Here is a 25,564-nt window from a genome sequence, read left to right as displayed (position 1 = left end):
GACTTACCATGTGTGGAATTGTAGGCGCAGTCGCTGAACGCAACGTCACCGCCATCTTGCTCGAAGGCCTCAAGCGCCTGGAATATCGCGGCTACGACAGCGCCGGTGTGGCGGTTTTCACCAACGCCGGCAAGCTTGAGCGCATGCGTCGCCCGGGCAAGGTCGCTGAGCTGGAGCAAGCGCTGCTCGGCGAGCCGCTGGTCGGCCGTCTGGGCATTGCTCACACTCGCTGGGCCACCCACGGCGCGCCGTGCGAGCGTAATGCCCATCCGCACTTTTCCGGCGACCTGGCGGTGGTGCACAACGGCATCATCGAAAACCACGAAGTGCTGCGCGAACAGCTCAAGGGCCTGGGCTATGTGTTCACCTCGGACACCGACACTGAAGTCATCGCCCACCTGCTGAACCACAAGCTCAAGGACCTCGGCGACCTGACCGTTGCCCTCAAGGCCACCGTCAAGGAACTGCACGGCGCCTACGGCCTGGCCGTGGTCAGCGCCAGCCAACCCGACCGCGTGGTTGCCGCCCGCAGTGGCAGCCCGTTAGTGATCGGCCTGGGCCTGGGGGAAAACTTCCTCGCCTCCGACCAACTGGCCCTGCGCCAGGTCACCGACCGCTTCATGTACCTGGAAGAAGGCGATATCGCCGACATCCGCCGTGAAAGCGTGGCGATCTGGGACGTCAACGGCAACTCCGTCGAGCGCGAAGCCGTGCAATACCGCGACGGCGCCGAAGCCGCCGACAAAGGTGCGTTCCGCCACTTCATGCTCAAGGAAATCCACGAGCAACCTTCCGTGGTGCAACGCACGCTGGAAGGTCGCTTGAGCCAGAACCAAGTGCTGGTCAATGCATTCGGCCCGCAAGCGGCCGAGCTGTTCGCCAAAGTGCGCAACGTGCAGATCGTCGCCTGCGGCACCAGCTACCACGCGGGTATGGTTGCGCGTTACTGGCTGGAAGAACTGGCCGGCATCCCTTGCCAGGTCGAAGTCGCCAGCGAATTCCGCTACCGCAAGGTCGTGGTGCAGCCAGACACCCTGTTTGTGACCATCTCCCAGTCCGGCGAAACCGCCGACACCCTGGCCGCACTGCGCAACGCCAAAGAGCTGGGCTTCCTCGCCAGCCTGGCCATCTGCAACGTCAGCATCAGCTCCCTGGTGCGCGAGTCGGACCTGACCCTGCTAACCCAGGCCGGTCGCGAAATCGGCGTTGCGTCCACCAAAGCCTTCACCACCCAACTGGTAGGCCTGTTGCTGCTGACCCTGTCCCTGGGCCAGATTCGCGGCACCCTCGCCGAAGGCGTCGAAGCCACCCTGGTGGAAGAACTGCGCCGCCTGCCGACCCGCCTGGGTGAAGCCCTGGCCATGGACAGCACCGTGGAAAAAGTCGCCGAACTGTTCGCCGACAAAAACCACACCCTGTTCCTTGGCCGTGGCGCGCAGTACCCGGTGGCGATGGAAGGCTCGCTGAAACTCAAGGAAATCTCCTACATCCACGCCGAAGCCTACCCGGCCGGTGAGCTGAAACATGGCCCGCTGGCCCTGGTGGATGACGACATGCCGGTGGTCACCGTCGCGCCGAACAACGAACTGCTGGAAAAGCTTAAATCCAACCTGCAGGAAGTGCGTGCCCGTGGCGGCCAACTGATCGTGTTCGCCGACGAGAAAGCCGGTATGACCAATGGTGAAGGCACCCACGTCATCAACATGCCGCACATCCACGACACCCTGTCGCCGATCCTCTACACCATCCCGCTGCAGTTGCTGTCGTACTACGTAGCGGTGCTCAAGGGCACCGACGTGGACCAGCCGCGTAACCTGGCGAAGTCGGTGACGGTGGAGTAACACGCCACGCGCCTGGAGGCCCGCAAGGCCTTCAGGCTCCAACGAAAGGATTCGATTTGATGCAAACCTCCTCCCGCGTCCACGAGCGCTTGAACAATCGCCGATTTACGGTCGCGAACAACAATCAAGGGCTTTCCGGCTCAGGGACGGTATTTCATTACCAGGTGGAAGGAGATGCCATTTCGGGCACTTACCAAGGCGGCCGGATACGCATGGGTCAGCAGGTCGGGCGCGTAACAGGCCCCAACACCCTCGAACTTCTTTACCAATGCTTGACCACCGAAGGTGAACTCCTCGCCGGTTGGTCTCGCGGCACGGTAGGCGTTGATCATGCCGGGCGCACCACGCTGACGTTTGTATGGGGATGGTTGTCTGGTGCGACAGGCGGTGGGGAGTCCAGCTACATCGAGTTTACTGAGTAACGGCGAGCGGCTCGTTGAATCAACGACCTCTTGTCGAATCTGTGGGCTACTACCGGGCGCGCAGTCAGGCTAACCCCTAGAATGCTTCCCTGTGGATAACTCAGCCAGGGACGCCGTCACCATGAACATAGAACTGCTAATCGCCGGCATCGTCGTGCTGATCATTGTCGTGGGCCTGGTCGGCTGGATGGTCGGGGTCTATAACGGCCTGGTGATGCGGCGTAACGATGTGGATAAGGCGTTCGCCAACATCGACGTACTGCTCAAGCAACGGGCCGACCAGATTCCCGACTTGATGCGCGTGGTGCAGACCGCCATGAACCATGAGAACGCGCTGTTCACCCGCCTCAGCGACGCGCGGACTCAATACCTCAACGCCAGCAGCCTTAACGACAAGGTCGACGCGTCCAACCAGCTCAATGCGGCACTCAAGTCGGTGATTGCGGTGGCGGAGAGTTACCCCGCGCTGATCTCAGGACCGAACATGGTTGAGTTGCAGCAGGCCATCTCAGCCGTGGAGGAGCGAATTGCCGACCGACGTGAGTTCTTCAACGAGTCGGTCAACCTCTACAACATCGCCATCGCGGTGTTCCCCGATCTGTTCTTTGCGCGAATGCTCAGCTATCAGCGCATTCCCTTGTTGGCCATCAGTGCTGAAGAAACCCGCTACGAGGGTGTGAAGCTTGAGGTGCCCGGGGCATGAAAACCACTCAGGTCGGTGAGGTTGTGAAAAAACCGCTGTGGAAAACCCTGCTGGCACTGGCGTTGGTCGCGGGTTTTATCAGTTTGATTGTGTATGCCCCGAACCTCTTCATCGCGCTGTTTTTTCCAGTCGGCATTCTGGTCGGATTGCTGGCGAGCTTTGGTCCCAACTTTTACAAAACCGAACGGCGGCTGGCCACCAGCCAGATTCGGTCGCTGGCTATGGGACTGGTGGAGGTACGCGGCACAGTGATTGCTGACAAGACCCTACTGTCGCCGGTCAATGGCACGCCATGCGTGGGGTATGTCTGGATTGTCGAAGACGGCAAGAAAGACGACGACGGCCGCTGGAGTTGGAGCCGGGTGTCCGGAGAGGCGCGCTGCAATGACTTTCGGTTACAGGACGCCACAGGTGAGATCCGCGTGATGGCCGAGGGTATTGACCTGTTCGGCAACAAATCGCCTGACGACTATGAACTCGTCGGCAGCTCACGACGCCAAGGTGAAATCCTGCTGGTCCAGGACCTGGATGTGATGCTGATCGGCGACGCCTGCGAGCGCGAGGGCAAGCCGGTGATCGCCCAGGGCAAACAGCGCAACGCGGTGTTCGGCCTTTCGCAAACCCAGGATGTGGAAAATACCCGGGTGCTGGCGCCATTGTGGCGCGCCGGCGGTTTCTATGCCGCAATCATAGGGATGATCGGGGTTGGCATCATGGCCATGACGCCTGCGCATTTTGCCCAATTGCATTTGCCGGGCCCCGATACCTATCAACAGATGGAGCCATTGGGCCCGGTGTATCGACTGCTGGCCTGGTTGTACCGCGAGGGCGGTTTCCCGATTCCCTTCATGGCCGCGTTTGGCTTCTTCCTGACGCTCATCGTGGTGATGATGGCAACCCGCCTTGTCCTGCCCCAAGGTATGCGCCTGGCCGTCGGCCGTGTCCTGGGGGCGTGGATGGGGCTGGGCATGATCATCGGCGGCGTAGTGACCTTACTGCTGTTCGTTGCTCAGGTGGATACCTTGAAGCTGTTTCTGGTGTGGATGCTGATCCTGCTGGGTACCTTGGTGTTTTCAATCTTCGAGCAACGGAAGCTGGGTGCGGCGTACAACCATTTTGCAAAGCGCGTCGGTAAAGCCGGTTTCGGCGACGAAGACGCCTGATCACGGCACAAATTCCACCTTCAACCCCCGGCTCGCACTGCGCCCCTGATCATCACTGACCCGCAACCGGTATTCCCCCGACTTGCCCGGCCGCCAGTTCAGTGTGGTTTGCGGCGGGCCCTGGCCGATCAGGGTCTGGTTGGCAAACCAATACAGCGTCGCTGCATCGCTGGCCGCGTTGGCAGTGAGCGGGATACTTTCCTGGGGCTGGGACAGGCGCAACTGATAACTCACTTGCGTCAGCGGCGAGCGTATCTGCGGCGCTTCGCTTTGATCGCTGATGCGGTTGGGTTGGCAGTTCTTCATTACGTTGGGCGGCGTACGTCGAGGCAGGCCAGCCGCACGGTACAGGCGCTGCACGTCACTGGGCCAGAACTCGAAGACTTCTTCGCGGGTGTATTGCGCATCGAACGGCGGGCACGCGGCCTTGCCCGTACGCGTGTCGATCAGTACCGGGCGGTGCAGGTTAGACACGCGAATCGGTGACACGCCGGGAATGTACCAAGTCTTGCGAGTTTGCGGGCACCAGTGGTTGGGTAACTCGCCGGAGGCGGCGCACACATCGATGCGCACCAGCCCGGCGGGCGGTTTGTCGGCTTTAATCACGACATTGGGCAGCGCCAGAGGCAAGGCGTCGGCGATCCGAAAGAACAACGGCGCAGCGGTCTTGGCACCGATAAACGCCGGGTTCGGTCGGCCATCAAAGTTACCCACCCACACCACCAGCACGTACGGGCCGACCAAGCCTGCGCTCCAGGCATCGTGAAAGCCCCAGGACGTGCCGGTTTTCCAGGCGGTGCGCCAGTGGCGGCCGGGCAAACCATCCGGGCGTGGGTTGCGCCGAAGCATGTCGCGCACCATAAACGCGGCTTGGGGCGTGAGCAGCTGCGCGCCGGTGGATTGCGGTTGCTCCTGCAAATAGCGCAACGGCCGCAAATGCCCGTCACCGGCCAGCATCACATACAGGCGCGCCAGCTCTTCCGGCGTCATCTCGCCGCCGCCCAAGGCCAGCGCCAGGCCGTAATGGCTTTCGTTGCGCAACCCTTTGATGCCGGCACGTTGCAGCAACCCATACAGCGAAGGCGACTGCACTTGGCTGGCGAGCCATACCGCCGGAATGTTGCGACTACGGATCAAGGCATCCCGCGCTGTCAGCGGCCCGACAAAGCTACCGTCGAAATTTTCCGGCTGGAAGTAGCCGAAGTTACTCGGCAAGTCCTTGAGGATACTCATGGGGTGGATCACCCCCTGATCCAGCGCCAGCCCATACAGAAATGGCTTGAGCGTCGACCCAGGTGAGCGGCGGGACAACACGCCGTTGACCTGGCCGTGGATGCTTGTGGATAAGTAATCCGCCGAACCCACCAAGGCCTTGACGCTCTGGTCGCGACTGTCGATCAGGATTGCTGTGGCGTTTTCCACACCTGTGCTGCGCCGTTCGGCAATAAAGCCTGTGATCAGGCGTTCGAGCAATTGCTGTAAGGGCAGGTTAAGGGTGGTGTTGAGTTCGTTGCCGGCCTGGGACGCCAACAGTTGTTCGCTCACATGTGGCGCCAGAAAAGGAATCTGCTGGCGGTTGCGCGCCTCTAGGGGCAAATCGAGCAAACTGTCGTTGCGCGGGTCCTGTGGATAAGTTTCGCGCCATTCGGTCATCAACCGCAGCCGTGCGTTTTGCAGCGATGGCCCGAAGCGCGCGCGCCGACCCGGCTGTTGCGGAATCACCGCCAGCGCCAAGGCTTCGGACAACGACAACTGCGCCGCCGACTTGCCGAAATAAATGCGACTGGCCGCTTCGGCACCTTCGATATTGCCGCCCATGGGCGCCAGGTTCAGGTACGCCTCAAGGATGTCGTGCTTGCTGTAGCGCGCTTCCAGCCACAGCGCCAACGCCATCTGCTGCAACTTGCCCGGTACTTGGCGAGTGTTGAGGTCCCACAGGCGCCGCGCCAGTTGCATGCTCAGTGTCGAACCGCCCTGGCGCTGGCCGCCGCTGTAGGTGGCCGCAGCCGCGCGCAGCAACGCGGGGGGATTGATGCCCGGGTGCCAGTAGAAATTGCGGTCTTCCTTGAGCAGCAACGCCTCGACCAGTGACGGCGACATACGCTCGAGGGGCAGCCACAGGCGGTACTGTCCGTCGTCCGCCAACGTCATGCGCAGCAGCGAGCCGTCGTCGGCCAGCACTACCCGTGACGAGGTCACGGCGTGTTCCAGCGGGGCATGGGGCCACAGCCGCAGCCCCGCCAATACCACCGCCGCTGCCAGCAGCGGCGTCAGGCGCTTAAGGCTTGGTAATTTCAAGCTGGCCTACTTTGCCGCGCCCTTGCAGGGTGGTTTCGTACATACCTTCGGCATAGGCCGGTGGCGTATTGAACGTACCTGCGTTGGTGGCGCGTACGCGGTAGACGAACGTGCCTACATCGCGCAGCGCGGTGCCGTACAACACTACGCGATCGTCACGCACATCCACATAGTCCGGCTGCCAATTGCTCAACTCGGTCTCGCCGATGGGCGCCTGCCAGGCGTCCGTTTCTTCGCCGTCTGCGGTTTCGGCGTATTCGGAGTCTTCACCCTCGCTTTCATCGGTACTGGCGGCTTCCGGCTCCGGCGGCAAGTTATACACAGGCTCGACGCCACCCGGCAGCAGGTCGACCACGGCCACTTGCTGCACTTGATCACGGTCGGTGGCGCGCAGACGCAGACGCACCAGGAACTCATCGCCTACCGCGACTTTGCTCACCGGCTCGCCTTTAAGGTCGAGGTACTCGTGGATGATTTCCAGGCCGTTGTTGATTGGCTTGAGCTGGGTACCTTTGTCGAAGCCGGCTTCGCTGAGCATGTAGAACGCGGCCGGGCCGTCGGTTTTTTCCATCACCAGCTTCTGCGTGGTGCCCGGCACGGCGGCGCGCGGTGGCTGGCCGGCCATTTCCAGCAGTTGCTGTTGCTTGTCACCCAACCAGGCGGTGGCCTTGAGGGTCATGTCGCTTTGCGCACGCTGGCCATAGTTATCCAGAGCGCGCAGCAACAGGGCGGCCGACAGCGAGTTGTAACGCTGTTCGTTGAGGCGCTTGCCGAGTTTGTCCAGCAACGCCGTCGGCACATCGCCCAGCAACTCGGGGAAATGACGCGCCAGCAGGTGCAAGTGTTCAGCATCGTGCACCAGCGGGTCGTAGTACAGGCCATCGCTGTCCCACTTATCCACAAGGGAACGCCACGGGATTTTGCGGAACAATGCATCCGCCTGGCGATCTTGCTTAAGCAGCTTGTAGCTGGCAGCCAGGTAAGCGGCGCCCAGGTCGTTCTGCCAGGTGTCCTTGAAGTAGTTCTCGTAGCGCTCGCGGATATCGCTCAGTGCGCCGCTCACCAGAATCCCCTGACGGCTCAGCAAGTAGCTGGCGTAGGCACGGTTGCGCAATTCCGACAGGCCTTCGCTCGGACCATTGGCCAGGTCTGTCAGATACGTGTTGGCGCGTACCAGCAGGTCTTCCGGCACCGGTAGCCCGCGCTCCCTGGCTTCGATCAGGAAGTCAGTGGCGTACAGGCTGGCGTACGGCGCCACGTCCGGGTTGGCCGCCCACAAGCCAAAGCCGCCGGCCGAGTTCTGGCGTTGGCGCAGCATGCGCACCGCGCCGCTGAACGCTTGCTCGGCTTCTGGCGCAGTGCCACCCCAGATCAACGCCGGCATGGCCTTGGACACCAGTTGCTCGGTGCAGGCATACCCGTAGTCATCCAGGTAATGCTTGAGGCCGTTGGCCCACACCAGCGGCGAGGCCGCCACACCCAGTTGCACATCACGCAATTGGCTGAACAGTTCACGCGTTGGCTTGAGTTCTTTGCTGGCGCTGTCGAAGCGGCCCAGGCTCAGGGCCACGCGATGCTCGCTCAGTGGGCGGATCGACGTGGTTTCCGCGACCTGAATGCGTTTGCCGTCCGGCAATACCGCGATAAAACGCAGGTCCGCCGAGCCGAGGGTTTCGCCGACCTTGATCTTGAACTCTGCCGTGCCTTCCTTGCGCGGTTGCAGGGACAAGGTGCTGCCCTTGTCGCCCTGCACGTTGAGGCCGTCGCTGGTCTGCACTTCAAACTTCACATCCGCCGCAGCATCCAGGTTGCTGAACACCCCGGCGCTTACATTGAACACATCTCCCGGCGCCACAAAAGCCGGTACGTTCGGCGTTATCACAATCGGCCCGCGCACCTCGGTATTGGCCTCGCTGACACCGACGCTGTCGGCATCCACCGCCACCGCAAACAGGTGCAGCTTGCCGTTGAAGCTGTCCGGCACCTGGTAATGCAGCACGGTTTCACCGGCGGGCAAGTCCACCAGCCCAGACCACCAGGCCACCGGTGGCTGATGCTTACGCTTGAACGGGTTGAGATGATTGGCCAGGCCGCCTTCTGTATCGCCGCCGGGCGCCGCCCCACTGAGCAGGCGGCTGAATTCCGGCAAGATCAGGTCAAGAATCTGACTGGTGCCGACTTCAAGTGCACGCTTCTGGAAGAAGAAGCCCAACGGGTCTGGCGTCTGATAGCGCGCCACTTGCAGGATACCTTCGTCCACCGCGTAGACCACCGCGCGGCCTGGGCGGTCAGCGGTGACCTTGATATCCAGGGTCTGCCCCGGCTCGATCTTCGCCGGGCCTTCGACTTTCAGCGCCATGCGCCGTGCATCCAGGTTGATGCTGAACGGCACCACGCCATAGGACAGCGGGCTCATGTAGACCTCGGACGAGCCGATGTCCCGCACGAACTGCACGTTGACGTAGGCGTTGCCCTCAAGCCCTGCAGGCACGCGGATATGTTGCACGCTGTTGGTGCTGTCGGCCTTGAACCACTGCTGTGTGTAAACCTTGTCACGCTCGATGGTGATCAAGCCGGCGCCGGTGTACGGCGCGCGAATGCTGATCGCGATCTCGTCACCCGTCGCGTAGCTGCGTTTATCCAGGCGCAATTGCAACTCGGCGTTACGCTCCAGGGAGCGTGAGGTGTTGCCGCGCCCGGCCACGCTGTAGTCGATCTGGTTGAGCAGGTTGCCGTTGGCGTCCTTGAGTTGCAGGGTGAAATCGCCCGGCGTGCCGGTGTTCAGGGTCTGCTTGGCGCCTTCCTTGGTCATCACCAGCGGCGAGGCCGGTTGGCTGATGTTCTTGATGCGCGACTCGTACTTGTAGGTGCCGTTGGACTGTTTCACCAGCACCGACACATAGCGGTGCTCGATGACTTCGCTGGTCAGGCCGTCCACCGCCACGGGTGTAAGGTCTGGCGCGACGGCCAGCCATTGCACTTGGCGTGGGGCGTCTTTGGCGACGTACGACAGCGAATCCTGACTTTTCACACCGACCAGATAAGGTGCGGATGACACCAGCAGCGCATTTTGCGCTGCAACGTTACGGCCACCTTCAGCTTCGAACACTTGGGTCATCACTTGCAGGCGATAGGTGCTGTTGGCGAAGCGTTGCAAGTTGAGGTCGAGCACCGCCTGGCCGTTGTCGTCGACAGTGGTTTCCGCCAGGTCTTCGGTGCTGGCTTCTTCCAGCGAATCGTTGAGGCGGAAGCGGTAATCGGGGTAACGGTCGAAGGCCGCCAGTGTAGGGCTCAGGGACATTTTGGCGGTGACGCGACGGCCGGACGCCGGGGCGCCGAACAGGTGCATCGCGGTGACTTTGGCCACCACCTGTTCCGGTGGAATCCAGCCCAACACCGGAGTGTCGTGCAGGCTCAGGCTGACCTTCATGCGGTCCGGCTCGAAATCGCGGACCTTGAAGCTGACACTGCCCAGGTCGGTGCGCGTGTTTTTCTGGCCAATCAACTGCAAGGTCGCGGTGTAATCCCCGGCGGGGGCGACTTCGCTGCTGGGGAAATCAAAGGTTTCAAAACCGCTAGTGGACAGTTTCAGTGGCTGGCGAATGACTTCCAGGCCACGTGGGTCGGTGATTTGCAGCTCCACCGGCAGGCCTTGTAATGCGCCTTTCCAATTGCCGCTGCGCACGATCATGCCCAGGTGCGCCGTTTCGCCGGGCCGATACAGGCCGCGGTCGGTGAACAGGTAGGCGCTGAGGCGATCAATCGCGCCGTCTTCTTCCAAACCGCCTACATCAAAGCGCGACAAATCCAGCTGTTGCGACTGACGGGCAATCGGCAGGAACGACTGGTCATTGCCGCGAGTGACGACATACATCAGCGGCGTTTTCTCACGGCGCAGTTCATCCAGCTTGGCGAAATGCGCATGGCCTTCGGCATCGGTGCGGCCGCTGCTGACCGGCAAACCGTTACGGCCAATGATGTCGACTTGTGCGTCGGCCACCGGCGAGCCGTTGCCAATGGATTGCACGTAGACATCATGGCTGCCGTCGCTGGAGCGTTTGGCGATGATGCCAAGGTCGGTGACCACGATGAAACGCAAGTCGCTGGTGCTGCTGCGTGAGTAATCGAACGTGCGCTCGGCGGGGTCATCCTGAGGGCTGAGCTTGAGCACAAAGATGCCGCGACGACCGCCGTTGGCGGTGAGGTAGTGGCTCAGGTCGACGTTGTCGTAGACGGTTTTCGCCGGGTCATTGGACGACAGCGGAATATCCAGCGACTGACGCTCCACCATACGGTCGAAGTACTCATTGCCAAAATTCGGACGGGCGAAGCTGCCGCTGCTCTGGTCCACCAGGTGCTGCAACTGATTGGGTAGCAGCCGGGCGATTTCCACATGGGCGCCGGGCACGCCGCGGGCCATGAAGCCCAGGCGTTTTTCGCCGTTGAGGCTGAGCAAGGCGCCGTCAGACAGGAACTGCAAAGTGCGTGGGTACGCCGGCATGCTGATCAGCGACGCCGTAGGGTCTTTCGCCAGGTAGCCGCCGATGGCTTCCAGGTTCGCGGGAACGCGCACATACAGCGCGCGGCCTGCCGGAGCCTTGAATTTGAAGGCGTGAAGCGTATTCAGTGGTTCGACGCTGGGCACGTGGGTCAGGGTGACCTTTGAACTACGGGCCAGCAGAGCATCGTCGATCTCGTTGCTGTAATAGGGGCGGGTATCGTCCTGGGCTTTTTCCGGCAGCAGCCAGGCCTGGACCTTACCTGCGATGGTGTCATCGGCCACGGCGCTGGAACTGCTGAACATCAGCACGGGTTCCGGTTCAGCGCGCGCGTTGTCGACAAAGCTCACTTCCGCGCCGGTAAAGGTCAGGCGATAGCGGCCGGGCACGGTGACTTCAGAAACCAGCGGTGCGGTGCTGGCATTGCCGCCGTCGCGGGCCTTGATCCCTTCATCGAGCTTGGCGCTGACGGGCGTGCTTTCCAGTGGCGTGGCCAGGGCGGCGGAGCGTACGTAGGCGTTGAGCCTGGTGTCGTCGAAGGTGATTTCCGGGCGGTTGGGTAACTGGGCATCGCGGTAGGCCAGGCCTTTGCCGAGGGTTACCGATACACGCTTGCGCAGGCTGTCTTCATCGACCGGGTGGGAAAAATGAAAAGTCGCCACCAGCTGTTTCAACGTCGGGTTGGACGGGTCTTGATACAGCTCGTTTTGCGCCAGGGTGGCGCGGAAGGGTTGAGTGGAAAACTGACTGCTGTACTGGTTGAGCAGTACACCGTCGGCCAGCAGCTTTTTCTTGGCCAGGTCGAGGGTGTAATGGGCGTCGACGGGCCAGTCTTTTTCCGGCACGAACAACAAAGTGTGGTCGTCGGACCAACGCCAGGCGCCGGCCACTTCAGGTTTTAGGGTGATGCCTTCGGTGACTGGCTTGCCAATGGCTGCCAATGGAGCCACGGACTCGGCGAAACGGACCTGCAAGTTATCCACAACCGGTGGTTGCTGGGTGTAATCAGTCAGGTTCGGTTTGTGCAGCGAATAACCGACGGTGTGCGGTTGCGGCAGATGCGAGTACCACTGCCAGCCATAGAAGCCGGCGGCGGCCAGTAACACCAGACCCAACACCCCGGCACCGGCCTGACGCGGGTAGGCGCGTGCTTTATGGCCCACATTTGTCAGGCCATGCCCGAGGGTGCGCAGCCAGGGCGGCGGTTGCCATTGGCCGAAGAGAGCACTCACCACAGTCAGTAAAGCGCCGAGAATCCGGCGGCTGGTCGCTTTCAACGAATCGAGCATGGTGAGCATCCCTGGCTAAGTGCGGCCTATATTACACGCGTCTTTGATACAAAAGATGACGTGAAATTGCCGACGTGCTCAGGCCTGCTGCACAAACGTAAGACGCACCGCAAAACCAATCAAAAGACTGCCAAATAACCACTGCTGCACACGCTGCGCCGAGCGATTGCGCGCCAGCCAGTGGCCGATGCGCGCGCCGGCCAGGGCATAGCAGCAGTCGAATGCGAAACCGACGCTCACCAGGATTACACCGAGCAACGCAAACTGCGCCGCCACCGGGCCTGCTTGTGGGTTGATGAATTGCGGCAGCAGCACTGAGCAGAACAGCAGGGCCTTGGGGTTGAGCAGATTGGTGAGCAGGCCGCGCTGAAAGGCCGTGCGCCAGGCGTGGACCGACGGTGCGCCCTGGCTCTCGTTGAACGATGTCAGCCCATTGGCACGCAGGCATTGCACGCCCAGCCATAACAGGTAGGCGGCGCCACCGAGGCGCACCACGTCAAACGTCCACGGCGCCACTTTGAACAACGTCGCCAAACCCATACCGGCCAACGCCACATGGCATGCCCGGGCCAGCCCCAAGCCGATTGTCGTGGTCAGCGCCAAGGCCTTGCCCTGGCGCGCGCCGGTTTGCAGCAGCAGGATCATGTCCGGCCCCGGCAACAGGAAAGCCACCGATAAGGCCAACAGAAATAACCAGAGCTGCGCCATGTTTCACCTCCCACCATTTGTCGGCCAATTCTAGAGTTGAAAGGCGGGGCAGGTGCTTGCGAAGTCAGCCAGATAAGCGTCTAGTCTTGGCACTATCTGCCACCAATACAGCCAGCGGCCATCCACTTATGCCAAATATCAAACTTGATGCGTTCGACCGCAAGATTCTCGAAGCGCTGCAACGGGACGGCCGCCTGAGTAATGTGCAACTGGCTGATGCGATCGGTCTGTCCGCCTCCCCCTGTTTGCGCCGCGTGCGTCTGTTGGAAGAAGCCGGGGTGATTCGCGGTTATCAGGCCACGCTGGACCGCGACGAAGTGGGGCTGGGCATGATGGTGTTCGTCGGCGTGAAGGTGGAGCGGCACAACGACACCGAAGCCAATGCCTTTCGCGAGGCGGTGACGGCATTGCCCGAAGTGATCTCGGCGTTTCTGGTGTCGGGGGAGTCGGACTTTTTGTTGCAGGTGATGGTGCCGGACTTACGTGGGTATGAGCGGTTCGTCACCGGCAGCCTGTTGAAGCTGCCGGGGGTGAGGGATATTCGCAGTAACTTCGCGATCCAGACCGTGAAAACCCCAGGCGCCTTGCCCCTGGGACATTTGCCGGGCTGAGGACTGGAAAACACTGCAAAACCAGTGTGGGAGCAGGCAAGCCAGCTCCCACATTTGATCCGCATTGGGCTTGAGGCTGTATGGCTCAGGTCCACCAGTAGCGAACGAGGTGAAAGAAAATCGGCGCGGCAAAACACACCGAATCCAGACGATCCAGCATCCCGCCATGTCCTTCGATCATATGCCCCCAATCCTTAACGCCCCGGTCGCGCTTGATCGCCGACATCACAATGCCGCCGGCAAAACCCAACAGGTTGATCAACAACGCGATCAAAAACGACTGCCACGGATTAAACGGCGTAGTCCACCACAGCGCCGCACCGATCAGGGACGACAGCAGAATCCCGCCAATAAAGCCTTCGACGGTTTTGGAGGGCGACAGGTTGGGCGCGATCTTGTGCTTGCCGAACAGCTTGCCGCACACGTACTGCAGTACGTCCGACAGTTGCACCACAATCACCAGGTAGGCGATCAGCAAGAGGTTACGGCCTTCATAACCGGGGATGTCGAGGGTCAACAAGGCCGGCACGAATGACACGCAGAAGACCGCGATCATCAGGCCCCATTGCACTTTCGATGCACGTTCGAGGAAGTGCGTGCTGTCGCCACCGAGGGACGCGAGGATCGGCAGCAGCAGGAACACATACACCGGGATAAAGATCGAGAACAGCCCGTACCAGTCCGAGTAGATCAGCACGTATTGCAAGGGCAGGGCCACGTAAAACGCGGCCACCAGCGCCGGGTAGTCGCTGCGGCGCGTGGGGGTGAGGGTGAGGAATTCGCGCAGGGCATAGAACGACACCGCGTAGAACAGCAGGATCACCGCGCCGGTACCGAGCCAGAAAGCAATGCCGATCACCACCACCATTACCCACCAGGCGTTAATGCGGGCGTTGAGGTTGTCGATCACCGCATTCGGTGTACCACGGGTGCGCAGTTTGAGGATCAGTCCGATCAGTGAGGCGAGCACCAGGATCGCGCCGATCCCGCCGAACAACATCAAGGTTTGGCTATCCATGTCAGACATGCTCCGGGGCGAGGGCAAGCAGGGCGTCGCGGGTACGGGCAAGGAACGCGGCTTTGTCTTCGCCTTCTTCCAATTGCAACGGCGCGCCGAAGCTGGTGGTACACAACAACGGCAGCGGCAGCACGCGGCCCTTGGGCATGACCCGGTTGAGGTTGGCTATCCACACGGGGACCAATTCCGCCTGTGGGTAACTTTTTGCCAGGTGATACAGGCCGCTTTTGAACGGCAGCAGGCCGTCCTCCAGGTTGCGCGTGCCTTCGGGGAAGATGATCAGCGAGTCGCCGCCTTCAAGCGCAGCCAGCATGGGCTGCAAGGGGTTATCCACAGGATCTTTGCGCTCGCGGTCGATCAGCACACCATTGAATACACGGTTGATGATGTAGCGGCGCAAGGCACTTTTGTTCCAGTAATCGCTACCGGCCACCGGGCGCGTGAATTTGCGCAGGTTCTGCGGCAGTGATGCCCACAGCAGCACAAAGTCGCCGTGGCTGCTGTGGTTGGCGAAGTAAATGCGTTGCACCGGAACCGGCGCGCAACCCAGCCACAGGCTACGGGCGCCTGTGACGGTGCGGGCCATCGAGGTAATCAGTGTGGCGACCACAGGTTCGAACATGGGAATTCCTTATCCGGCAAAAGGTAGCCAAGGGCTGGCGAGTATCACCAGCAAGGTCAACAGCACTTGCGCACCCAGCAGCCAAGCCTGCTTGCGCAACAATTTAAGGGCGCCGCGACGGCGTTCGGTCCAGGGCCTGCCAGCGCGTTTGGGCGATTGCAGGCCGAGGGTTTGCAAGGCCTGGTCGAGATCGGGTGTGCGCTGGGGGTCGCAGGCCAGCAGAGCGAACAGGTCGGCATCGAAAGCCACGCGTAGCGCCCAGTACTTTTGCAGCAGGCCGAGAATAATCATCCACAGGCTGAGCAGCAGGCAGATTGTCGAAATACTCGCCATCAGCAATTGAGCCAGGCCGAACAGCACACCGACCACGGTCAGGCCTGTGGATAACTGATCGAGCGATCGGCCCCGGCGCAGAAGGCTGGCGACCACTTGGAGTTCCATATCAGCAGGCATGGGGTAAACCCTCCAGTGCTTCACGGTGAGCGGGATGCAGGACCACGCTGGGCCTGGCTGTACGAATAATAGCCAGCGCTTCCTCGACACTGGCCGCGCGGCCACTGTGCAGCAACCATGCGGCGACCGCCGTGGCGCTGCGCGAATAACCCAGGGCGCAGCACACCAGCACGGGCCCGCCCAGGCGCAGGCGTTCGATGGCTTGCGCGGCTTGCAGGCATTCGGCGGGGGTCGGGGCGATCAAGTCGAGCACAGGGATGCATTGATAAGCGCAGCTCTGTGGATTAATCGGCAATTCGGCGCAGAGATCGACGATGGCCTTGAATGACCCCTGTTCACTAGCGGTAGGAATTCGACCAAGCCAGACGTTATCCACAACCTGGTCGGGTTGTGGATGTTTACGCGTCCACAACCGCGAGTTAATCCACGCCGCCGCCAGGTAGGGCGCATACAACCAGCGTGCGGCGGGCGTCAGACGGCCATCGGTGCGTTTCTGAAAGCCCGCAGCGCCCAGTGCCAGGTAGTTTGCCTTTATCAGGCCAAGGGAAACCGCCGGCCAGATCAGCCAGAGCCACCCGCCCCCCAAGCTCAGCGCCACAATCAACAGCACCACCGACCCCGCGCCGTAACGCAAGCCGAGCCGCCACTGCTGCGAATCCCGCGTAAGCCTTGCATTCAACAGCGGGCTCGGGTGCTCCACGGGCCACAACCACACGCATAACCAGCCGGCGAGGGCGCCTGTGGGTAAGTCAATAAAGTGATGTTGATAAGTGGACAGCACCGAAATACCGATTAACGCGAACCAGCCATGCACCACCCAACGCCAGAACCCTTGCGTGTGGCGCTGGTACATGACCCACAGGATCACCAGCAGCGCGATGTGCAGTGAGGGCGCCTGGTTGAACGGTTTGTCGAAGCCGGCCAGTACCGCAAACAGCCAGCCAAACACACCGTCCAGTTCCGGCCGTTCAAAGGTGAAACGCAGTGGCCAGATGAGGAAGCAGCTCACAGCAATGACTTGCGCACTGAGCAGGCGCAATGCGTGTTGTTTCAACTCATGGCGAGTGTTGGGCAGCAGCAACGAGAACCCGTAGAGCAGGTCAATGGACCAATAGGGCACGATGGTCCAGGCCCAGAACGGCATATGGGTTTCCCAGCCGAACACCAGTGTGCCGACGTCGCTGCGCTGGCTGGTGACCCAGGTGGCAAAGCCGTAGGTACTGAAAAACAACGGCGCCAGCAACAGCAGCCACAGGACTGCCGGTTTCAATAAGCCGGGTTCGCGCATGCTCAGATCTTCTGTGCCAGGGACACGGTGAAAATGCCCCATTCGTCGACACGCTGGGTGATCTTGCGAAAGCCTGCGGCCTCGACCAACTGATCCATCTCCGCCTGGCTGCGCCGGCGCATCACCCAGGCCTGGCCCTGGCGATGGCTGGTGAGCGCGCGGGCGATCAGTTCCAGCTGCGGATGCCACGGTTGGCCGGTGTAAACCAGATAACCGCCAGGCTCCACCGCTTCGGCCAGCCCTGCCAATGAACCGCCGACCATGCGGTTATCGGCAAACAATTCATACAGCCCGGACACCACCGCCAAAGTCGGCTTGGGGTCCAGTGCCGCCAGATCAGCCCGGTCAAACGCATCACCTTTGACGAACTGGGCGATATCCCCAAGGCCTTTTTCGCGGATCAGCGCGCCACCGTCGCGCACGTTGATGTCACTGTAGTCGCGCAGCAGGATTGATTCCGGCAGCGGCGAAACGCCCTGCAAGGCTTCGAGAATATAGCGGCCGTGGCCGGCGGCGATATCGACAATTCGCACCTCACGATCATCTGCGCGCAACTTGGCCATGGCCAGGCGCAGCAGTTCTTCGACATTCAGCTTGCGCTGGCGAATGCCGCGCCAGCCGATGGAGTTGAGGTAGTTGGTGTCGATCATCCGCCCCAGCCCGCCCTTACCGGTGGGCGTGTTGCGGTACACGTAGTCCAGCGTGCTACCGGAGTCGAAGCCGGTGTCGAAGCCCAATTTCACGCCGGCCGACAAGTTCTTGCCCAAGCCCATGCTGGCGCGGGTCATGCGCCAGTACAGGTCGCGCAATGAATGACGTGGCAGCGGCGCGGCGAGGGATTCCGACTCGGCGCAGGTGGCGCCCAATTTGTCGGCGTCGAGTAAAGAGGCGCGGTCCAGCGGGTGGGTGAAGTTCTGCAGGATAAAGCGCTTGGCGCTGCTCACGGCTATCGCTCGGTCGCGTTCGCCGAGGGTGTCGTGGAAAAAACCGGGAAGAATATGCAGCTCTTTTTTCAGGCTGCCGAGGCGGTCGAAAAATTGCTGCTGGGGTTTACGGTGCACCACAAAGTCGGAGCCGGAGATCAGCAGTTGTGTGGGCACTTGAATCGCCTGGGCATCGGCTACAACGCGATCGGCAGCTTCGTACAGCCCGAGCAGCACATTCACTGAAATGGCTTTGGTGATCAATGGGTCGCTGTCGTAGGACGCGACCCGCTCCGGGTCGTGGCTGAGGAACTTGGCCTTGACGTAACTGTTGACGAAAAAGTTGCCGCGCAACGTGCGCATCAGCGCCAGGCCCGGTCGCGCAAAAGGTACGTAGAGCTTGACCTTGAACGCCGGGGAAGCCAGCACCAGGGCGCGGATTTTGGGTGCGTAATCGTGCACCCAGGTGGCGGCGATCACGGCGCCCACGCTTTGGGCGATGACGGCGACGTTCTCTTCTTCGATGCCGTAAGTAGCGCCGATATGGTCGCAGAAGGTCTGCACGTCGCGCGCGCTGGTGGCGAAGCTGGGGCTGTCACCGCGTGCGCCGGGGGATTGGCCGTGGCCGCGTGCGTCCCAGGCGAAGAAATCGAATTGCGGCAGGTCGAGTTCGTCGACCAGGTGAGCAATGCGCCCCGAATGTTCGTGGCCGCGATGAAACAGCAGGATCGCCTTGCGCGGCTCATCGCCCGCAGGCGCCGTGGCCGGCCAGTGCCGATAGAAAAGCTCGACGCCATCATGGGTACTGAAGGTGTGCTCTTGCTGTTCGCGCATCGCAAATTCCTTATGCAGAAGGGGAAATCGTTTCTTTGAGGCCTTGGCGCACACGGTTGACCAAGGTGTAGGCGAGCAGGGCGGCGACCAGCCACATCACCGTATCGACCCAGCCTGCGTTGAGCCAACCCAGTGCCACGCCGGTGGCGAGCACCCCGAGTACAAACGCGCGATCACTCTTGCCCATTGGGCCGTCGTAGCGGCGCGAAGCGCCCACCATCGGCCCGAGCACACCGGCGTACTCGCTGAACACGGCGAGCAGCGCCACCAGCAGCACCGGCACCAGGCTGGCATCGGGGATCAGGGCAAAAGGCAGGATCAGCGCGCTGTCGGCGATGACGTCGCACAGTTCATTGAGGTAGGCACCGAGGCGCGATTGCTGGCCAAAGTCCCGGGCGAGCATGCCGTCGATGGCATTGAGTGCCATGCGCAGGATCATCCACAGCGGGATCAGCGCAAACAGCCAGAGGTGTTGGGCGAAGCTGGCGATCAACAGGCCGACCAGCAGGGAAACCACGCCAGCCAACACGGTGATCTGGTTGGCGGTGGTGCCGTTGTCATAGAGACGCTGCACGAGGGGGCGCAGCAGGTTTTGAAAACGCGGCTTGAGCTGATAGATCGAAATCATGGGGAGTGGCGCTTCCTTGTCCGTGAACCCGCGAAAACTGTTTTGGAGTGTGCCGATTAATCCGTGCCTGCACCAGTGATGGCGCGTGTTTATGGGGGGTTAGTCACGGTCTCGCCGGTGCCGGAGGGTATTTGTGGCAGGGGGCTTGCGCCTGATAGCGGTGGGCCAGCCAGTACAGGCATCCACTGACCCATCGCCATCGCGAGTAAGCCCTGTCCACAGGGGCGTTGCGCAGGGCTCAAAAACGGTCTTTAGCGAACAAAAATTTCACGCCGCGTGTTATATCGTAACGAACTGTGTGTAAGCGGGCGTTGAGTGGATGCAAGTGGATTTAGAAGCTGACGGCGCTTCGGTTGAAGGCCTCGCGCGTTTTCAACAAGGGTTGTTCCATGCCCGTCGATTGAGGCAGGCCGGCATCAGCCTGACCGCCCTGGCTGTCGCCGGTTGGGTGCTGGCGTTGTTCGTCGCCTTGTTTGCGCCGCTGTCGATCTGGCCGGTGGTGCTGATCAATTGCGCGAGCGCTCTGCTGGTGCTGGTGGCCGGGTTGCAATCGGCGTGGTGGGTCGCCGATTGGCGCGCCCAGGCGCTGGAAGAGCCTGCGGCTGAACTGATCGAACGGCCCGTCGAAGAGCTGGGCGGGTACGCGCGCCTGCTCGAGCGCTTTGGCAGCGGCTTGCTGGCCCAGATCGGCGCGCCCGTGTTGTGGCTCTGTGGTTGGTCGTTGTTGGCGTTGGTCAGCATCATCGAATTCTGGAACCTGGCCCTGCCCGCATCGCCCGTGGGGCAATCCGCGAGCATCGGCGCTGCGTTGGCGCTGGCGCTGGCCTTTGGCTTGTTGGTGTTCGAGCGCCGTCTGGCTCAGGAAACCGCTGCGCAATGGCCTGAAGCTTCGCAGCTGGCGCAGTTGATCCGGGTGGCGATTCTTGTCCTGGTGGTCAGTGCGATCTGTTTGTTGTTTGCCGGCGCGCAATCCGTCTGGCCGCTGCGCTTGGCGACGATTGTTGGCCTGTTGCCAGCGCTGGTGGCGCTGGAGTTCCTGTTAAGGGGCACGCTGTCGCTGTTCAGCCCGCGCCAGCCACGGCTCGAACCGCGCTTGATGGCGCAAAGCTTTATCGCCGGGCTGCTGCGCTGGCCGCCACAACCCTTGCTCGCTTTGCAGCACGAACTGCATAACCGCTTCGGCATCGACCTGCGCCAGATCTGGGCGTTTACCTACATGCGCCGGGCGTTCTTGCCGGTGCTGCTGGTGGTGCTGGCGGTAGGCTGGTCACTGACCGGCGTGCACGAAGTGCCCCTGCAAGGCCGTGGGATTTATGAGCGGTTCGGCAAACCGGTGGAAGTCTTCGGCCCGGGTCTGCATGCCGGGTTGCCGTGGCCACTGGGTCGCGTCCTGAGTGTGGAAAACGGCGTTGTGCATGAGCTGGCCACCAGCGCCAGCGACGCCGCAGCACTGCCGTTGGCCCCTGCCGAAGGCCCGGCGCCGCTGATCGCCAACCGGTTGTGGGATGCCAGCCATGTGAATGACAAGTCCCAGGTGATCGCCAGCAGCAGCGGCGACAAGCAGAGCTTCCAGATCGTCAATATGGACGTACGTTTCGTCTACCGCATCGGCCTCACCGATCAGGCCGCACTGGCCGCCACCTATAACAGCGCCGATGTGCCGACGCTGATTCGCAGTACCGCCAGCCGCATCCTCGTGCATGACTTTGCCTCGCGCACCCTCGACGAACTTCTTGGCGAACAACGCACCAGCCTCGCCGACGAGGTCGGGCGCGCCGTACAGGCGGACCTGCAAAAACTCGACAGCGGCGTGGAAATTCTGGCCACGGTGGTGGAAGCCATTCACCCACCGGCCGGCGCCGCCAACGCCTACCACGGCGTGCAGGCGGCACAAATTGGTGCCCAGGCGCTGATTTCCCGTGAGCGCGGCGCCGCCAGCGAACAAACCAACCAGGCTTTGCTGCTGGCCAGCACCGCGCGCGACCAGGCGATGGCCACCGCCCGTGAAGTGAACGCGGGCGCCCAAGCGGCAGACCTGCGCTTTAGCGCCGAACAAAAGGCTTACGCCACCGCAGGCCGTGCCTTCGTGCTGGAGCAGTATCTCGCTCAACTGAGCCAAGGGCTGGCGCACGCCAAGCTGCTTATTCTGGATCACCGCCTGGGCGCCGATGGCGCGCCAACGATCGATCTGCGTTCTTTTACTTTGCCGGCCGATCCTTCGGTGCCGCGTAAAGCCGTTCAATAAGGAGTCTGTCTGTTGAGCGCTCATTCTCACGATCACGGCCATCACCACCACGGCCATCATCATCACCATCACGGCGATGAGCAGGCGGCCGGGCCTTTCCCTTGGCGGCGCATGGCCTGGGCGGTGTTGCTGGTGCTGTTTGCGGTGGCGGCCGCCAGCCTGGTGCAAGTGCGTTCCGGCGAGGCCACGGTGATTACGCGGTTCGGCAACCCGTCGCGGGTGCTGCTGGAACCGGGCCTGGGCTGGCGCTGGCCGGCACCTTTCGAAGCCGCGATCCCGGTGGACCTGCGCTTGCGCACTACCTCCAGCGGTTTGCAGGATGTGGGTACCCGCGACGGCCTGCGGATCATCGTGCAGGCCTATGTGGCGTGGCAGGTGCAGGGCGATGCCGACAATGTGCAGCGCTTTATGCGCGCGGTGCAGAACCAGCCGGACGAAGCGGCGCGGCAGATTCGCACGTTCGTCGGCTCGGCGCTGGAAACCACGGCGGCCAGCTTCGACCTGTCCAGCTTGATTAACACCGACGCCAGCCAGGTGCGCATTGCCGATTTCGAGGCGCAATTGCGTCAGCAGATTGATCAACAATTGCTCACCACCTACGGCGTGCGCGTGGCGCAAGTCGGTATCGAGCGCCTGACCCTGCCGTCGGTCACCCTCACGGCCACCGTCGACCGCATGCGTGCCGAGCGTGAAACCATTGCCACTGAACGCACCGCTGTCGGTAAGCGTGAAGCGGCGCAGATCCGCTCTGCCGCCGAGCGTGATGCGCGAATTGTGCAGGCCGATGCCACGGTGAAAGCCGCCGATATCGAAGCCCAGTCGCGGGTTGAAGCAGCGCAAATTTATGGTCGGGCCTACGCGGGCAATCCGCAGCTGTACAACCTGCTGCGTTCGCTCGACACCTTGGGCACGGTGGTCACGCCGAGCACCCGGATCATCCTGCGCACCGACGCCGCGCCGTTCCGTGCACTGGTGGACGGGCCGAAGGACGTTCAACCATGACCGAGCGTGACGGCCCGGACAGCCCGTGGATCCAGGCCGGGCGCCTGACGTTCCTGGCGTTGTACGCGGTGACGGTGCTGGCGGCGTTGGCTTGGGCGTTTTCCAATGTGCGGCAGATCGACCCGCAAAACCGCGCTGTGGTATTGCACTTCGGCGCGCTGGATCGGATTCAGAACGCCGGGCTCCTGCTGGCGTGGCCACAGCCGTTCGAGCAAGTCGTGCTGTTACCCGCAGCGGACCGCGTGATCGAACGTCGGGTGGAGAACCTGCTGCGCTCCGATGCGGCAACCCAGGCCGACCGCGTCGCCAGTTTCGCCACGCCATTGAGTGATGCGCTGGCGGGTTCCGGTTATCTGCTGACCGGCGATGCCGGTGTGGTGCAGCTGGATGTGCGGGTGTTTTACAAGGTCACCGAACCCTACGCGTTTGTGCTGCAGGGCGAGCATGTGCTGCCGGCGTTGGATCGACTGGTGACGCGCAGCGCCGTGGCGCTGACGGCTGCGCGCGATCTGGACACGATTCTGGTGGCGCGCCCGGAACTGATCGGCACTGACAACGGCGCGGCCGAGCGCCGTGAGCGGCTTCGCGCAGATCTGGTGCAAGCTATTAATAAGTGCCTGGCGGAGCTGGCCGCGACGGGTTTGGGGCTGGGCATTGAAGTCACCCGTGTCGACGTGCAATCGAGCCTGCCGGGCCCGGCGGTGAATGCGTTCAACGCGGTGCTGACGGCCAGCCAGCAAGCCGATAAAGCCGTGGCCAACGCGCGCACCGAAGTGGAAAAACTCACCCAGAGCGCGAACCAGGAGGCTGACCGCCTGGTGCAAGTTGCCCACGCCCAGGCCAGTGAGCGCCTGGCCAATGCCCAGGCGCAAACCGCCACTGTTGCCAGCCTGGCGCAGGTCAAAGACCCAGGCTTGCTGCTGCGCCTTTACCGCGAGCGCGTGCCGAAAATTCTTGGCCAGGCCGGTTCAGTGACGACGGTCGATCCTAAAGACGACTCCCGCTTGATCATCCAGGGAGCCGAGCAATGAGCGCGCCTATGTTGACGTCCGCCGAGCAGCGCAGTGCTGCCCGGCAATTGACCCTGGCCATGTTGGCCTTTGGGTTGCTGGTATTGGGCCTGGTGTGGCGCTGGCTGGCGCCGGATCAAAACGGTGTCAGCCAATTACTGCTCGGCGTCGCTTCCTTGCTGGTGGCCGTGCCGGTGATGCGTTCGGCCTGGTACAGCCTGCGCTACCCGAGCCTGCATGGCATCACCGACCAATTGATCGCGCTGGCGATGATGGGGGCGTGGGCCACGGGCGACCTGCTGACCGCCGCCTTGCTGCCGATCATCATGATCTTCGGCCATGTGCTGGAAGAACGCAGCGTGATCGGCTCCCAGGAAGCAATTCACGCACTGGGCAAACTCACCCGCAGCCACGCGCGGTTGGTGCAGGCTGACGGCAGCATTGTTGAAGTGGATAACGGCACGCTGAACACCGGCGATATCGTCGAAGTGCGCGCCGGCGACCGGGTACCCGCCGATGGCGTGGTGCTGTCCGGCCAGGCCAGCCTGGACACGGCGCCTATCACCGGGGAGTCGGTGCCGTTGGAAGCCGGCGTCGGCGTGCAGGTGTTTGGTGGGGCGATCAACCTTGATGGCGTGTTGCGCCTGCAAGTGACGCGCACCGGTGATGAGTCGACCTTGGGCAAAGTCATTGCGCTGATGCAGAACGCCGAGCGCTCCAAACCGCCGATCACGCGGCTGCTGGAGCGCTATGCCGGCAGCTATATGGTGCTGGTGTTGCTGCTGGCGGCGGTGACCTGGTTTGTTACCAATGACGCCCAGGCGATGCTCGCCGTGCTGGTGGCGGCGTGCCCGTGTGCCTTGGTGCTGTCGGCACCGGCCACGGCGATTGCCGGGATTGCGGTGGCGGCGCGCCATGGGATTTTGATTCGCAGCTCCGCGTTTCTGGAGGAACTGGCGGACCTGACCTCGTTGGTGGTCGACAAGACCGGCACGCTGACCTTTGGCACCTTGCGCTTGCAGTCCATCGAAACCACGGCGCCGGATCGGCAGGTGGTGTTGAACCTGGCGGCCAGCCTCGGTTCGGCCAGCAGCCACCCGGTCAGCCGTGCATTGGCAGGTTTGGCGACTCAGGAACAAATGCTGGCGCTTACGGACATTCGCGAACGCCAGGGCCTTGGCGTAGTGGCGCAGACCGAGCAGGGCGAGGCGGCCCTTGGGCGACCGGAGTTGTTTGAGCAATTGGGCATCGTCAGCACCCCTGTCCCCAATCACGACGGCCCGATTGCCGGGTTGGCGCTGAATGGGCAGTTCCTCGCGTGGCTGTTGCTGGCCGACAGCGTCAAGCCGGAGGCACGTCAGGCACTGCAAGAGTTGCGGGATTTAGGCCTTGGCCGCCAATTGCTGCTGACCGGCGACCGTCAAAGCGTGGCCGACAGCCTCGCGCTGGACGTAGGCATCAGCGACGTCGAAGCGCAGGCCTTGCCGGAAGACAAGCTCAACCGCGTGCTGGGAGAAATCAGCAGTGGTTTCCGGCCGATGGTGGTGGGCGACGGCATCAACGACTCACTGGCGCTCAAGGCGGGTGTGGTTGGCGTGGCGATGGGCGCGGGCGGGGCGGACATCGCCCTCGCGTCGGCGGACGTGGTGTTGATCGGCAGCGACCTGCGCCGCCTGGGCACTTGTGTGCGCCTGAGCCGTCAGTGCCGACACACGTTGCAGGTCAATGTGGTTATCGGCCTGGGCTGGACCTTGGCCATCGTGGTGTTCGCGGCGTTTGGCTGGCTGGGCGCAGCAGGCGCAATGATTGCGGCAGTGTTACATAACCTCAGCACCTTGCTGGTACTGGGCAACGCCGGGCGTTTGCTGCGCTTTCAGGAGCCGCTTTTGAAGCTCGACGAATAATTTTCAGAAATATTTGCACACGGCTGTAACGCCAATGCGGGACCTCACTCTAGTGGTATGTCGAGACTGAACAATCCGTTCAGACCGGCTCCACTACTGCTCA

The 25,564-nt window shown here is 62.2% G+C and carries 18 protein-coding genes; 9 read left to right on the top strand and 9 right to left on the bottom strand.

Annotation, left to right across the window (positions count from 1 at the left end; genetic code table 11):
• Positions 1 to 8 precede the first annotated feature (8 nt).
• From glmS to ACLBW8_RS09890, 4 genes are all read left to right on the top strand, one after another.
• Positions 9 to 1,841 carry a glutamine--fructose-6-phosphate transaminase (isomerizing) gene (gene glmS / locus ACLBW8_RS09905; protein ID WP_447805272.1) on the top strand — a complete coding sequence of 611 codons (1,833 nt, stop codon included), beginning with the start codon at positions 9 to 11 and terminating at the stop codon, positions 1,839 to 1,841.
• Positions 1,842 to 1,900: 59 nt separating this feature from the next.
• Positions 1,901 to 2,263 carry a hypothetical protein gene (locus ACLBW8_RS09900; protein WP_447805271.1) on the top strand — a complete coding sequence of 121 codons (363 nt, stop codon included), beginning with the start codon at positions 1,901 to 1,903 and terminating at the stop codon, positions 2,261 to 2,263.
• Positions 2,264 to 2,384: 121 nt separating this feature from the next.
• A complete protein-coding gene (locus ACLBW8_RS09895; RefSeq protein ID WP_064454818.1) occupies positions 2,385 to 2,966 on the top strand; it encodes a LemA family protein in 582 nt (193 codons plus the stop codon).
• A complete protein-coding gene (locus ACLBW8_RS09890; RefSeq protein ID WP_447805270.1) occupies positions 2,963 to 4,129 on the top strand; it encodes a hypothetical protein in 1,167 nt (388 codons plus the stop codon). Before ACLBW8_RS09895 ends, ACLBW8_RS09890 begins: the two co-directional genes overlap by 4 nt.
• Here ACLBW8_RS09890 and pbpC read toward each other — a convergent pair whose 3' ends face one another.
• The 3 genes from pbpC to ACLBW8_RS09875 all read right to left on the bottom strand — a co-directional run bounded on the left by pbpC (position 4,130) and on the right by ACLBW8_RS09875 (position 12,923).
• Complete coding sequence (pbpC, locus tag ACLBW8_RS09885) at positions 4,130 to 6,427, bottom strand: penicillin-binding protein 1C (protein ID WP_447805269.1); 2,298 nt, start codon at positions 6,425 to 6,427, stop codon at positions 4,130 to 4,132.
• The gene (locus tag ACLBW8_RS09880) at positions 6,408 to 12,215 is read right to left on the bottom strand and encodes an alpha-2-macroglobulin (RefSeq protein WP_447805268.1); all 5,808 of its coding nucleotides are present in this window, start codon (positions 12,213 to 12,215) and stop codon (positions 6,408 to 6,410) included. Before ACLBW8_RS09880 ends, pbpC begins: the two co-directional genes overlap by 20 nt.
• Positions 12,216 to 12,293: 78 nt before the next feature.
• Complete coding sequence (locus ACLBW8_RS09875) at positions 12,294 to 12,923, bottom strand: LysE family translocator (RefSeq protein WP_064454815.1); 630 nt, start codon at positions 12,921 to 12,923, stop codon at positions 12,294 to 12,296.
• Between the two features lie 137 nt (positions 12,924 to 13,060).
• On the opposite strand from ACLBW8_RS09875, the gene ACLBW8_RS09870 reads away from it, so the two are divergent.
• Complete coding sequence (locus ACLBW8_RS09870; protein ID WP_447805320.1) at positions 13,061 to 13,534, top strand: Lrp/AsnC family transcriptional regulator; 474 nt, start codon at positions 13,061 to 13,063, stop codon at positions 13,532 to 13,534.
• 85 nt (positions 13,535 to 13,619) lie between these two features.
• Here ACLBW8_RS09870 and ACLBW8_RS09865 read toward each other — a convergent pair whose 3' ends face one another.
• Genes ACLBW8_RS09865 through ACLBW8_RS09840 form a run of 6 tightly spaced genes read right to left on the bottom strand, consistent with a single transcriptional unit; the run spans position 13,620 to position 19,300 of the window.
• Positions 13,620 to 14,552 (bottom strand): phosphatidate cytidylyltransferase, encoded by a 933-nt coding sequence (locus ACLBW8_RS09865; protein ID WP_064454814.1) that lies wholly within the window; start codon positions 14,550 to 14,552, stop codon positions 13,620 to 13,622.
• Position 14,553: 1 nt separating this feature from the next.
• The gene (locus ACLBW8_RS09860) at positions 14,554 to 15,174 is read right to left on the bottom strand and encodes a lysophospholipid acyltransferase family protein (RefSeq protein WP_064454813.1); all 621 of its coding nucleotides are present in this window, start codon (positions 15,172 to 15,174) and stop codon (positions 14,554 to 14,556) included.
• Between the two features lie 9 nt (positions 15,175 to 15,183).
• On the bottom strand, positions 15,184 to 15,627 hold the full coding sequence (locus ACLBW8_RS09855; RefSeq protein ID WP_447805267.1) for a hypothetical protein: 444 nt from the start codon (positions 15,625 to 15,627) through the stop codon (positions 15,184 to 15,186).
• Positions 15,617 to 16,915, bottom strand: coding sequence for a phosphatase PAP2/dual specificity phosphatase family protein (locus tag ACLBW8_RS09850; protein WP_447805266.1), 1,299 nt, complete (start codon positions 16,913 to 16,915; stop codon positions 15,617 to 15,619). Before ACLBW8_RS09850 ends, ACLBW8_RS09855 begins: the two co-directional genes overlap by 11 nt.
• Before the next feature lie 2 nt (positions 16,916 to 16,917).
• Complete coding sequence (locus tag ACLBW8_RS09845) at positions 16,918 to 18,672, bottom strand: bifunctional alpha/beta hydrolase/class I SAM-dependent methyltransferase (protein ID WP_447805265.1); 1,755 nt, start codon at positions 18,670 to 18,672, stop codon at positions 16,918 to 16,920.
• A gap of 10 nt (positions 18,673 to 18,682) precedes the next feature.
• Positions 18,683 to 19,300, bottom strand: a complete 618-nt coding sequence (locus tag ACLBW8_RS09840) for a CDP-alcohol phosphatidyltransferase family protein (RefSeq protein WP_447805264.1) — start codon at positions 19,298 to 19,300, stop codon at positions 18,683 to 18,685.
• Between the two features lie 319 nt (positions 19,301 to 19,619).
• Here ACLBW8_RS09840 and hflK (ACLBW8_RS09835) point away from each other — a divergent pair, with 319 nt between their 5' ends.
• Genes hflK (ACLBW8_RS09835) through ACLBW8_RS09820 form a run of 4 tightly spaced genes read left to right on the top strand, consistent with a single transcriptional unit; the run spans position 19,620 to position 25,461 of the window.
• Positions 19,620 to 21,545 carry a protease modulator HflK gene (gene hflK / locus ACLBW8_RS09835; protein ID WP_447805263.1) on the top strand — a complete coding sequence of 642 codons (1,926 nt, stop codon included), beginning with the start codon at positions 19,620 to 19,622 and terminating at the stop codon, positions 21,543 to 21,545.
• Between the two features lie 12 nt (positions 21,546 to 21,557).
• The gene (hflC, locus tag ACLBW8_RS09830) at positions 21,558 to 22,547 is read left to right on the top strand and encodes a protease modulator HflC (RefSeq protein ID WP_064454807.1); all 990 of its coding nucleotides are present in this window, start codon (positions 21,558 to 21,560) and stop codon (positions 22,545 to 22,547) included.
• Positions 22,544 to 23,578: a protease modulator HflK gene (gene hflK, locus ACLBW8_RS09825; protein ID WP_447805262.1), complete on the top strand. Its 1,035-nt coding sequence runs from the start codon at positions 22,544 to 22,546 to the stop codon at positions 23,576 to 23,578. Before hflC ends, hflK (ACLBW8_RS09825) begins: the two co-directional genes overlap by 4 nt.
• The gene (locus ACLBW8_RS09820; RefSeq protein WP_447805261.1) at positions 23,575 to 25,461 is read left to right on the top strand and encodes a cation-translocating P-type ATPase; all 1,887 of its coding nucleotides are present in this window, start codon (positions 23,575 to 23,577) and stop codon (positions 25,459 to 25,461) included. The genes hflK (ACLBW8_RS09825) and ACLBW8_RS09820 overlap by 4 nt, the downstream gene beginning before the upstream one ends.
• Positions 25,462 to 25,564: the final 103 nt, after the last annotated feature.

Source organism: Pseudomonas sp. M5A4_2d (assembly GCF_053345295.1).
Note: the sequence above shows the minus strand (reverse complement) of the source record. Positions and strands in the feature narration are given on the sequence as shown.